This window comes from Lysinibacillus sp. HST-98, assembly GCF_016757845.1.
Taxonomy (GTDB): Bacteria; Bacillota; Bacilli; order Bacillales_A; family Planococcaceae; genus Lysinibacillus; species Lysinibacillus capsici.
In genome coordinates, this window is record NZ_JAENHX010000001.1 from 734,209 (window position 1) to 746,398 (window position 12,190).

10 protein-coding genes are annotated in these 12,190 nt (G+C 38.4%); 1 reads left to right on the top strand and 9 read right to left on the bottom strand.

Features of this window, described 5'->3' with window-relative positions:
* Positions 1-20: 20 nt before the first annotated feature.
* The 7 genes from JIN86_RS03710 to JIN86_RS03740 form a co-directional block, all read right to left on the bottom strand.
* Complete coding sequence (locus tag JIN86_RS03710) at positions 21-1,427, bottom strand: YfcC family protein (protein WP_009373754.1); 1,407 nt, start codon at positions 1,425-1,427, stop codon at positions 21-23.
* A gap of 629 nt (positions 1,428-2,056) precedes the next feature.
* On the bottom strand, positions 2,057-2,272 hold the full coding sequence (locus JIN86_RS03715; RefSeq protein ID WP_004226745.1) for a DUF2642 domain-containing protein: 216 nt from the start codon (positions 2,270-2,272) through the stop codon (positions 2,057-2,059).
* A 71-nt stretch (positions 2,273-2,343) separates the two neighbouring features.
* Positions 2,344-2,784, bottom strand: a complete 441-nt coding sequence (gene dtd / locus JIN86_RS03720; RefSeq protein ID WP_004226741.1) for a D-aminoacyl-tRNA deacylase — start codon at positions 2,782-2,784, stop codon at positions 2,344-2,346.
* A 32-nt stretch (positions 2,785-2,816) separates the two neighbouring features.
* Entirely contained in the window at positions 2,817-5,012 is a 2,196-nt protein-coding gene (locus JIN86_RS03725) for a RelA/SpoT family protein (RefSeq protein WP_004226739.1), read from the bottom strand.
* Positions 5,013-5,217: 205 nt separating this feature from the next.
* Positions 5,218-6,132, bottom strand: a complete 915-nt coding sequence (locus tag JIN86_RS03730) for a pseudouridine-5'-phosphate glycosidase (protein WP_004226737.1) — start codon at positions 6,130-6,132, stop codon at positions 5,218-5,220.
* A 4-nt stretch (positions 6,133-6,136) separates the two neighbouring features.
* Positions 6,137-7,228 (bottom strand): carbohydrate kinase, encoded by a 1,092-nt coding sequence (locus JIN86_RS03735; protein ID WP_202341286.1) that lies wholly within the window; start codon positions 7,226-7,228, stop codon positions 6,137-6,139.
* Positions 7,229-7,342: 114 nt separating this feature from the next.
* Positions 7,343-8,593, bottom strand: coding sequence for an MFS transporter (locus tag JIN86_RS03740; RefSeq protein ID WP_202341287.1), 1,251 nt, complete (start codon positions 8,591-8,593; stop codon positions 7,343-7,345).
* A 184-nt stretch (positions 8,594-8,777) separates the two neighbouring features.
* Here JIN86_RS03740 and JIN86_RS03745 point away from each other — a divergent pair, with 184 nt between their 5' ends.
* The gene (locus JIN86_RS03745; protein WP_202341288.1) at positions 8,778-9,236 is read left to right on the top strand and encodes a MarR family winged helix-turn-helix transcriptional regulator; all 459 of its coding nucleotides are present in this window, start codon (positions 8,778-8,780) and stop codon (positions 9,234-9,236) included.
* A 38-nt stretch (positions 9,237-9,274) separates the two neighbouring features.
* On the opposite strand, the gene JIN86_RS03750 is transcribed toward JIN86_RS03745, so the two are convergent.
* Both JIN86_RS03750 and recJ read right to left on the bottom strand, forming a co-directional pair.
* Positions 9,275-9,787, bottom strand: a complete 513-nt coding sequence (locus JIN86_RS03750; protein WP_004226730.1) for an adenine phosphoribosyltransferase — start codon at positions 9,785-9,787, stop codon at positions 9,275-9,277.
* Positions 9,788-9,810: 23 nt separating this feature from the next.
* The gene (gene recJ, locus JIN86_RS03755; RefSeq protein WP_202341289.1) at positions 9,811-12,141 is read right to left on the bottom strand and encodes a single-stranded-DNA-specific exonuclease RecJ; all 2,331 of its coding nucleotides are present in this window, start codon (positions 12,139-12,141) and stop codon (positions 9,811-9,813) included.
* Positions 12,142-12,190 lie beyond the last annotated feature (49 nt).

Below are 12,190 nucleotides of genomic sequence, written 5' to 3' on the forward strand. Positions count from 1 at the left end.
ATCCACAGCTTTTTTCATATTTAAGATATTCCTAAGGCTACCGCAGCAATTAGCGCCAGACAGGCGATCAATGCCCACCCAAGAATCATCTTCCAGATAAACTTAATCCACTTTTCATATGGGATACCTGCAACAGCTAAATACGCCATTAATGCAGACGAAGTAGGAATAATAGAATTCGTTAAGGAATCCCCATATTGGAAGGCTAAAACAGCCACTTGTCGCTCTAATCCTAATAAATCAGTGATTGGAATCATAATCGGCATTGTTGCAGCTGCCTGTCCACTACCAGATGAAATAAATAAATTCAAAAGAGCTTGTATAAATAACATGCCGATTGCACTGATAGCATGTGGCAAATGTCCAATTGTTTCTGATGCTGCATAAACGATTGTATCAATAATTTTCCCCTGCTCTAAAACAACCGTAATAGCACGGGCAAAACCTACAATTAAAGCACCAAATGTTACAGCCTTGGCTCCCTCAATAAAGGAATCAAAGATAGTAGCAGGTTTTAAACCACCAATTAATCCTGCAACTAACCCCATAATTAAAAAGGATGCAGTTAGCTGCGTTAAGAACCAGCCCCAGTTAAAGACACCATAAATATTAAAGCCAATCCCACAAGCCATGACAATAAATACGAATTTATGCTTGCCTGTTAATGCAGGGATGTCAATCGCAGAAACATTAGATTTAGCTTTTTGCTCAATATCGTAAATAACACTTGCTTGAGGATTCTTTTTCACCTTAAAAGCATAGCGAGAGACATAGAAAATAGCAAAACCTAATACAAAAACATAGACTACAGCACGGAAGCCAATCCCTGAGAATAATGGTACGTCCGCTAATGATTGCGCTACACCTACCGTAAAGGGATTAAGCATTCCTCCAAAAAATCCACTAGCGGCACCAAGTGTAATCATAGCTGTTCCTGTTACAGCATCAAAGCCCATCGCGCGTGCAATGGCCACACCAATTGGTACAAAAATAATAGTTTCTTCCGCCATCCCCATTGTAAAACCACCAACAGAGAATAAAATCATCGATAAAGGAATCAGTAGTTTTTCTCTGCCCTCTAAAGCTTTTACTCCTTTATAAACACCAGCCTCAATAGCACCTGTAGAACGAATAATACCAAATACACCACTGACTAAAAAAATGTAGAAAATAATTTGAGCCCCTTTTTCGAGACCCATTGGAACCGCTGTAAACATTTCAAAAAAAGAAACTGGTTCTCTCTCAATATGATGATAGCTTCCATCTACAACGAGCATTCGCCCTTCTTCATCCTCTACACGTTCAAACTCACCCGCTGGTATGATATAGCTTGCAATACCTGCTAAAAAAATAATAGCAAAAATAATCGTATATGTATGAGGTACTTTCAACCAGCTTTTCTTCTTTATCCCCTGTTCATTTTCCATTAAATCACGCTCCTTTTTCTGATTAGACATTAGCAGTATATTGTCGCTATTTGTCGCTAATTGAAAATAAATATACATGAGTTTAAATTTATTGTAAAGTATTAATTTTCTATTATTTCTGAAAGCACACGCTACCTTTCCTAATTAAACCTCTTATTCCTCTCCTATAAACACGGACACATACTTAAATAATAATGGGCATTTCCAACGTTATTTTTTGTTTTCCAAAATAATAATTTCATCTTATATGACAAATTGTTTTTTATTAAGGCGGGAGCAATATGCGGCGGTGTTAGAAATGATAAAGTTGTATGGATTGTCCTTAGATGCTTTTTATTCATGAACTTCATAAAGCACTCCCATTATTAGTGGGATAAACCTAAGATGAAAGACATCAAAGTTTGTAAGTAGAATGGAAAATCACAGTGGTTAGCTATCCATGAGGAATCAAATGGACTTACTTACATATCATTTATATTTTATTAAAAAAATAATATTCAAAGAGTAGCAACTGTTTTAATAGTTTTTATCTCTTCGAAATAAATTTGCTATTCAGGTATTTTTATTTGCCCTAAACAAATAAAAAAGAACCTTCTATCATTTATTATGATTTGAAGGTTCATACTTTCTCATTTTTTTGTAGTTTCCAATGTAACCCATACAATTTCCTCCATCCGAATGAAGAAAGGCGTACGATTTATCTCAAGAACCATATGGTCAGGTAGTATGGATAATAAAATACCTTGTTGAATATTTTTTTCTGTTTGCACAACTACTGCCTGGCCAATCATCATGTTAAGAGTTTCGTATAAATATGGATTTGTTATACTTCTCGTCTGCGTCATGTTTAAGACACTCCTTCCTATAAAACTAACCATACTCTTTAGTATATGAAGGAATTATAGGAAATGTTCCATTATTTTGACTCTAGAAGAATTGTGACTGGACCATCATTAATTAGTGCTACATCCATCATGGCACCAAAAATACCTGTTTCCACATGTAGGCCATGCTGGCGTAAAGCTTGATTAAAAGCCTCCCACAGTGGCTCAGCTACTTCTGGTCTAGCTGCATTGATAAAACTTGGACGATTCCCTTTTTTTGCATCCCCATACAATGTAAATTGTGAGACGGATAAAATAGCGCCCCCATGCTCTAAGATCGAATGATTCATTTTTCCATCTGTATCTTCCCAGAGTCGTAAATTGGCTACTTTTTTTGCTAAATAGGCAACATCCTCTTGTGTGTCTTCATGTGTGATTCCCACTAAAAGAACATAGCCATGATCAATTGCTCCTGTAACAGTTCCGTCAACTGTTACAGAGGCAGCTTTACTGCGCTGTAATACTACTTTCATGTACTAAACCCCAATTCTATATTGCCTATCCATTAGTTAATGACACGTTGCACCGAATAAATATCAGGTGTTTGTTTAATTCGCTCAACTACTTTATGCAAATGTGAAATATTTGAAATAGAAATAGTTAAATGAATTGTTGCCATTTTATCACGGTCAGCACGACCACTTACTGCTAAAATATTCGTTTTCGTTTCACTAACAATTTGCATGATTTCATTTAAAATGCCAGGTCTATCAAAAGCTGAAACTTCAATATCAACAGGGTATTCCTTTTTCTCAGGAATGACACCATGCTCCCATTCCACTTCAATTAAGCGCTCCTGCTCATCCTCAATTTGAATATTTGGACAGTCCTCACGATGGACAGAAACACCTCTACCCTTCGTAATAAAACCTACAATATCATCACCAGGAACGGGCGTACAGCAGCGAGAAAGTCGAATGAGCATATTATCAATACCCTTTACAATAACACCCGATTCCGTACGTTTTTGTGGAATTGGATTTTTCATTTTTTGTTCAATTTTCTCTAGTGCTTCTTCCTGCTCACGTTCTTTACGACGTTTTTCAGCTAAACGATTTACGACCTGTTGCGCAGTAATACCATTCACACCAACTGCAGCATACAGATCTTCTTCATTTGTATAGTTAAATTTGTCGCATACCCGTTTTAGGTTTTCGGAGGACATCGTTTCCTTTAAATCGAAATCCTGAGCACGGATTTCTTTTTCAATCATTTCTTTACCTTTGACAATATTCTCTTCACGCAGGTGTCGTTTAAAGAATTGCTTTATCTTATTCTTCGCCTGCGAGGATTGAGCTATTTTTAGCCAATCGCGACTCGGACCAAAGGATTGTTTAGAAGTTAAAATTTCAATGATATCGCCTGTTTTTAATGGTGTATCAAGCGGTACCATCTTCCCATTGATTTTCGCTCCAATCGTACGATTTCCCACTTCGGAATGAACACGGTAGGCAAAATCAATAGGAACAGAACCTGCTGGCAATTCAATGACATCGCCTTCAGGTGTAAAGACATAAACCATATCAGAAAATAAATCAAATTTTAAGGATTCCATAAATTCTTCTGCGTTGGAAGATTCATTTTGGAACTCTAAAATTTCACGGAACCACGTTAATTTTTGGTCGACATTCTGCTTTTGATGATCTACGTTTTTGCCTTCTTTATATGCCCAGTGCGCCGCAATCCCGTACTCTGCAATTTTGTGCATTTCCTTTGTACGAATCTGTACCTCCAACGGATCACCATAAGGTCCAATAACAGTCGTGTGTAGAGACTGGTACAGGTTTTGTTTTGGCATAGCAATATAGTCTTTAAAGCGTCCTGGCATTGGTTTCCAAAGTGTATGCACAATCCCTAATACGGCATAGCAATCTTTAATACTATCGACAAGAACACGAATGGCTAATAAATCATAAATTTCATTAAACTGTTTCTTTTGTAACACCATTTTTCGATAGATACTGTAAATATGTTTTGGTCGACCATAGATATCTGCGTCAATTTCAACCTCGTTCAGTTGTGATTTCATCTCAGCCATCACATTTTCTAAATAAGCTTCACGTTCATCACGTTTTTTCTTCATCAGACTGACAATACGATAATATTGTTGTGGGTTTAAATAGCGCAGTGCTGTATCTTCAAGCTCCCATTTTACAGTCGAAATTCCAAGACGATGAGCAAGTGGTGCAAAAATCTCGAGCGTCTCTTTTGAAATGCGTCGTTGTTTTTCAGCAGGTAAATGCTTTAACGTACGCATATTATGAAGACGGTCTGCTAGCTTAATGAGGATGACACGAATATCTTGCGCCATAGCCACAAACATTTTCCGATGATTTTCTGCCTGCTGCGCCTCTTTTGATAAATATTTAATTTTCCCTAGCTTGGTAACACCATCAACAAGCACGGCCACCTCTTCGCCAAATTCACGTACCAAATCATCCCGTGTAAAATCCGTATCTTCGACAACATCATGTAAAAAACCTGCCGCTACAGTTTCTGGGTCCATTTGTAATTCAGCTAGAATACCTGCTACTTGTACTGGGTGAATAATATACGGTTCACCTGAGCTACGGAATTGCTCAATATGGGCATCCCTTGCTAATTCATATGCTTTTTTCACGAATGCGACATTTTCATCATTCATGTAGGATTTGACTAACTCAAAAACGTCCTCAGGAGTCAAAATTTGCTCTTTCGCCATAACATGTCCACCTTGCTCGTCAAATTTTTCAGATTAGATATAAACTTAATTGTATAAAATATAGTGGTCTATTGTAAAGAGACTGTATCATTTAGTTTAGTTAATCTCGTGAACAGTTCGAAAAATGGAAAAAATATTCTTCTTTTTAATAAAAAAGACCCTCTGCGACTTCACGTCACAAAGAGTCCTTGTTTCGACAAATTGATTAATGTAATTGATTGTAAGCTACAGCAATTTTCGCGCCGACTACTGCATTGTTTTTCACTAATGCAATGTTAGCATCAAGACTTTTACCTTCTGTTAATTCTTTAACTTTGCCAAGTAAGAATGGTGTAACGTTTTTACCTTGAATGCCATTCTCTTCTGCTTCAACTAAAGCTTTTTCAATAATGTTTGTAATAAATGCATGCTCTAATGCTTCCGCCTCAGGAATTGGATTTGCGATGACAGCGCCACCTTTTAAGCCTAATTGCCATTTCGCAGATAGCATTGCTGCAATTTCTTCTGGCGTATCTAATTGGAAGTTTACATCAAATCCACTTTGACGTGTGTAGAATGCAGGTAATTCATCCGTACCATAACCAACCACTGGCACACCTTTTGTTTCAAGATATTCTAATGTAAGACCGATGTCTAAAATAGATTTTGCACCCGCACAGATAACGGCAACATTTGTTTGTGCTAATTCTTCTAAATCAGCAGAGACATCCATTGTTGTTTCCGCACCACGGTGTACACCACCAATACCACCTGTAACAAAGATTTCAATACCAGCAAGCTCTGCACAGATCATTGTCGCTGCAACTGTTGTAGCACCTAATTTTTTCGTTGCTAGTAAGTAGCCTAAGTCACGACGTGAAGCTTTTGCAACACCTTGAGCATTACCGAACATTTCAAGCTCTTCATCTGATAGACCTATTTTAATTTTTCCATCAATTAATGCAATTGTTGCTGGGACTGCACCATTATCGCGAATAATTTGCTCAACTTCACGCGCAGTTTGCACGTTTTGTGGGTATGGCATACCGTGTGAAATAATTGTTGATTCTAATGCAACGATTGGTAGACCTTTTGCTTGTCCTGCTTTTACTTCTTCTGATAATACGATGAAATCTTTCATGTTGTTATTCCTCCATTTCATTTTTCAACAAATCTACTGATAATTCAGGTCTTACTGTATAAGGAGATGCCAATGTATTTTTTGCATTGGTTAATCCAGCATCAATACATGTCTCAAAAGATTGTCCAGTCAGCCAACTGTGTATGACAGCGCTGACAAAGGCATCTCCTGCTCCTGTCACATCTTCAATTTTGTCAATTACTTTAGCGGCAAAATGACGAGGGGCAATCGTTGTAGACGCTGCATAAACGCCCTTGCTGCCAGCCGTGATAATGACATGCTCCGCACCTAATTGTAGGAGCTGTTGTAAAGCTTTTTCATAATGGGTAGCGTTTTCAATTTTATGTCCAACAATCGTTTCTGCTTCATCTGTGTTACAAATAAACCAAGTTACGCCTTGTAATGTTTCAGGTAGTCGATTCATTTTGGGCGAAGATACTGGCACAATGACAAGTGGAATATCACGAGCAATGGCTACTTGCTGAATATACGCTACGGTTTCTTTTGGGCAGTTTAAATCCAAAATAAAACAGCCCGCGTTTACAAGCATTGTTTCATGTTTTTTCAACAAGCTAGGTAACAGAAGGTCGTAAACCTCCATATTTGCTACAGCTAGTGCTAGCTCACCTTGTTCATCCATGATGGCAGTATAAGAGCCTGTAGTAGCATCTGCAAGCTGCTCTACATAACGTAGATTCATAAAGGATTCCGAAGCCTCTTGGATCACTTGCCAATCAGCATCCTTACCTGCCGTTGTCAGTAACGTCACTTGGTGGTTTAATCTGCCTAAGTTTTCAGCAATATTTCGACCAACGCCACCTACACTAAAGGAAGAACTGGCAGGGTTAGATGTTCCAAATTGAACATTGCCCTTGACATGGAATTTTCGGTCTAAATTAGCTCCACCGATGCAAATAATTTCATTTTCTTCGGGTAATATATAAGCACGACCTACAATTTTTCCTTGCTTCGTTAAACTAGACACTAAATTAGCAAGCACAGGACGCGACAGATTCATTGCATCTGCCATTTCTTGCTGAGACATAAACGGATTCTGGCGAATTAAAGCAAGCACCGCCTGTTCTCTTTCATTCATAGCATCACCTTTTATTATATTTGTTTATATTATAAACTTTTGTTTGTGTTATGTCAAAAGATTCTTTATTAAAAAAGTTGAACCTCATCTTACGAAGGTTCAACTTATATTTGTTTATGCTTGCTGAGGTGTTTGTTTTTTAACAATGATAACGAATAAGCTGGCCATTGCACAAAACATTCCTGCAAGGAAAAAAGCCCATGTATAAGAATTAAAAAATTTATAAATTAACCCGCCACCATACGCAGCAACCGCTGCTCCTGCTTGATGTGAAGCAAATATCCAGCCGTAGATAATACTGCTTTTTTGCGTACCAAAAATTTGTCGTGTCATACTGATGGTTGGCGGCACTGTAGCAATCCAATCTAGTCCGTAAAAAATCGTGAAAATCGTTAATAAAACAAATGATCCTTGTGCGAGTGCATAAGGGAGCAATAATAGAGATGCGCCTCTTAACAGGTAATACCAAAACAATAACCACCGATTATCGAAGCGATCAGATAACCAGCCAGACGCAGTTGTACCTAATAAATTAAAAATGCCCATAAAAGAAAGAAATGATGCGGCAGTGACTAAAGGAACGCCAAAGCTAATACAATAAGAAACAAAATGAGTACCAATTAATCCGCTTGTCGATAGCCCACAAATAAAAAAGCTACCTGCTAAGAGCCAAAATGCTTTAACCTTAATCGCCTCAAGTAAACCTTTAAAAGCCATCGCTATTGGATTCTTCTTTTGCTGTATTGGTTGTTCCTCTATAGCCTCCTCTTGTCCATAAGGAGTTAACCCCATATCCTGAGGTCTATTTTTTATAAAAAGCGCAATCATGAAAAACATTATGATACTAAGGAGTAGCATTAATGTGATAGCCCATCGCCAAGAATAGTGTTCAATAATGATAGCTAGAACTGGTAATAAAATTAACTGACCCGTGGCTGTACTTGCCGTTAAAATACCAACCGCTAATCCTCTGCGTTTTACAAACCAATGATTCGCCACATATGGGCTAAGGACAGTTAAAAAGAGACTTGCTCCAAGACCAATAATGCCCCCCCAAATAATGATTAGCTGCCAGGATTCACTCATCAAAAATGTTAAAGTCATTCCTAATACTAAAGTTGCCATAGCACCTAGCATCATTTTCTTTAGGCCTATGACTTCAAGCAACGCAGCCATAAATGGTCCAGATATGCCATATAAAAACAAACTTACAGCAAAAGCTAAAGCAATGGTTGAACGATCCCAGTGAAATTCTTTTTCAAGAGGATCGATAAACACGCCAGATGATGACATTGTAATTCCTGCGACAATTATCGAGAAAAATGTGACGATTAAAATAAACCAACTATAATGAACACGCTTCACCTCAACACCTTCTTTTCTTTGATAGACTATAAAACATGTATATACATGTTTTAGTCTGCTTATTTCATTTATATGTATATACATGTATAATCATAGTAATCGTTCATAAAGCTGTCAAGAAGGAAATTCTAGTTATTGGGTGTATACTTATAATGAGTAGAATCCCCTTAAAGGAGTACTGTCGATGAAGAATCAACTTAAAAATATTGATTATACACAAATTTGTGTTTGTGCAAACCTTAGAAAAAAAACAAGGGTTGTCACACAATTATATGATAAGCTGCTACAGCCTACAGGTTTAAAAGTTACACAATATTCGATGCTTGCACATATCGACCTTCAACAAGCTGTCTCAATCAGCCGTTTAGGTGAAATTTTACAACTCGATCAAACCACTGTAACACGTAATATTAATCTATTAAAGCAACATGGCTATGTTGAATTAAAACGAGATACAAAGGATGCTCGCACAAAAAAAATTACGCTCACTGAAAAAGGATTAGAAAAGTTGCATGAAGCCGCACCTATTTGGCAAGGCATTCAAGATAGAATTATCGAGGATATTGGAACCGAAAAATACGCAGATTTCTACGATACATTGCGAACAATGCAAAAAATTATTCAAGCCTATGACGAAGTATAAAAAAAGCGCCTACAGTGTAGGGCGCTTTTTCAATGCTTTTAATATTGAATAAGTGTTTTAATATTTAAATCGCCAAGCTTTTCGCGACCATTTAATTCTAAAAGTTCAATTAGGAATGCACAGCCTACTACCTGACCACCTAATTGTTCCACTAAACGCACTGTTGCTTCAACTGTTCCACCAGTTGCTAGTAAATCATCACAGATTAAAACTTTTTGACCAGGCTTAATTGCATCATGATGCATTGTTAACGTATCTTTACCATATTCAAGACCGTAGTCTGCACTAATTACCTCACGTGGTAATTTACCAGGTTTACGAACAGGGGCAAAGCCTATTTCAAGTGCATAGGCAACTGGACAACCGATAATAAAACCACGTGCCTCAGGGCCAACAATAATTTCAGCGCCCACTTCTTTTGCATATTCTACGATTTGGTCTGTTGCATATTTGTATGCAGGACCATTATCCATAATTGTTGTAATATCTCTGAAGGTAATGCCCTCTTTCGGCCAATTTTCAACCGTTGTAACGTATTGCTTTAAATCCATGTTATTGCTCCTCCTACGAAACGTTATTCGTCCGCTGATGTTAAACGTTCATCAAACCATTGTTTTAATTCTATATAAGGAGCATAAACAAGCTTTTGCTCCATTTCAATCTGTTCTGAACGTTGTTTGTAAGACGGTGCCTCTGTTAGTGCTTGTTTTGGAGCATTCACGTTGACAGTCGTCAGTCCACCCTCCATTTTAACAAAATCAAGCTCAAAAAACACCTGTGTCATAAATTTTAATGTATCTAATGGCCACCCCGTATGCTTCGCTAAATCTGCGATATGCATATCAAGCGGAAAGGCTGGTCGATTTTTCAAGAACTTATAATACCAAGTAAATTGCTCACGAGTAGGTAGACCACTGAAGTATTGCGAGTCAGGCATATAAAAATGAGCATAAATACGTGAAGGTGCTGTCTTCTGTAAAACGTCCTCTAGCTTTTGAACATTGTGTGGCAAGTCTAAGAGCACGATGTAATCACTTTGTTCAATATTTGAAAGGACTGGGTCAACCAATGTAATAGGTGCACCGATTAATGATTGATAATAGGTCATCGTTTCTGGACGAAAGGCGATAAACCGAGCCACGTCCTTCGGTACCGTATTCAGCCATCGAGCTGTTTGACGGATACCACGAATATCAAATAACTGCCATTCTGTAGTTTGGACATCCTCGATCATAAATTGGGCTTTTTTACGTCCCTGCCATTCGTTAATTTGCAAATCGCCTATAAAGGAAACTTTGATGCCATACGTTAATTCATCATGTAAATGCCCTTTGTTAAAACCAACACTATCCAATTTGTCATAGCCGTTTGTTATTTCCATTTTAATATGATTCTCGCCCGCTCCAATTTTACGCATGGAGGCGATTTCTACATCCTCTAGCACATACACAGGCTTAGGGAAATCTGTGCCAAATGGTCCTAGTGTTGAAATTTCCTCAATCGCATCCGCTGAAATTTCGTCTATGCTGAGCGGTATATCAATATGCAATACAGGTGTTAATTGCTCCTCTGTTAAACAGGCTCTTGCCTGAGCATCTAGGCGAGTACGTAGTTCATCCACATGCTCTAATGATAAGGTCATACCTGCAGCCATAGGATGTCCACCAAAATGCGGTAAAATATCTCGATTTTTAGCTAGTTCATTATATAGATGAAAACCTTCAATACTTCGAGCAGATCCTTTTGCCATGCCCTTTTCGGGATCAAGCGACAGCACAATCGTTGGACGGTAATATAGTTCAACGAGACGTGATGCTACAATTCCTACAACACCTGCGTTCCAGCCCTCGCCAGCAACAACAAGAACTAAGGAATGGCCGATTTTTTCATCTGCTTCAATCAGTGCGATGGCTTCATCTGTAATACTTTTCACAATATCTTTGCGCTCGGTATTGCAGGCATTTAGCTTTTTTGCCAATGCGGTTGCTTTAGCATTATCCTCTGCCATTAATAATTCCACGCCAGGAGCTGCTTCACCTAGTCGACCAACAGCATTCAATCGTGGACCAAAATAAAAGCCAATCGTTTCTTCTGTAATTTTCGTCTGCTCTGTACTGGCTATGTCACACAACGCTTGCACCCATGGGCTAAGAGAACGACGCATTTCTTGTATGCCCCGTTTCACGAGATAGCGATTTTCGTCCACCAACGGAACCAAATCTGCAACAGTGCCAATCGCCACAAATTCTATTAGATGGCTTGGTAGTTCCCCATAAAGAGCATGTGCCAGCTTAAAGGCAACCCCTACTCCTGCTAGCTCGCCAAATGGATATTGCCCTTCTGGTATTCGGGGATGAAGAATAATATCTGCTGGTGGTAGCTCCTCACCTGGCTCATGGTGATCTGTCACAATGACATCCATACCAAGCTCCTTCGCTACTCGAATAGGCTCAATACCAGATATACCATTATCCACTGTAATGATTAACTGTACACCCTCTTCATAGGCCTCCCGAAATAGGGCTTCATGCGGACCATAGCCATGGATAAAACGATTCGGAATTTTAAAGGAGACGTCTGCTCCAAGATCTAGTAAAACATGTAACATAACGGTTGTGCTTGTCACACCATCGGCATCATAATCACCATACACTAAAATTTTCTCACCATTTTCTAGTGCTTGTTCAATTCGTGCTACCGCTTCAGCCATACCATGCATAAGAAATGGGTCATGAATATTTGCCTCAGTCATATTTAATAAGCTTTCTGCGTCAGCCGTTGTTTCGCAACCTCGTGCTGCTAAAATTTTTGCTGCAATCGCAGAAAGTTGTAAGTCATTTTGTAATGCTTGTACAAGTGTTGCGTCAGGACGCTCCACCTGCCATCTTTTTTTCGATAGAATCATCTGCTCACTTCCTTACGAAAGCTATTATACCGAATTTCTATGGGTTGCG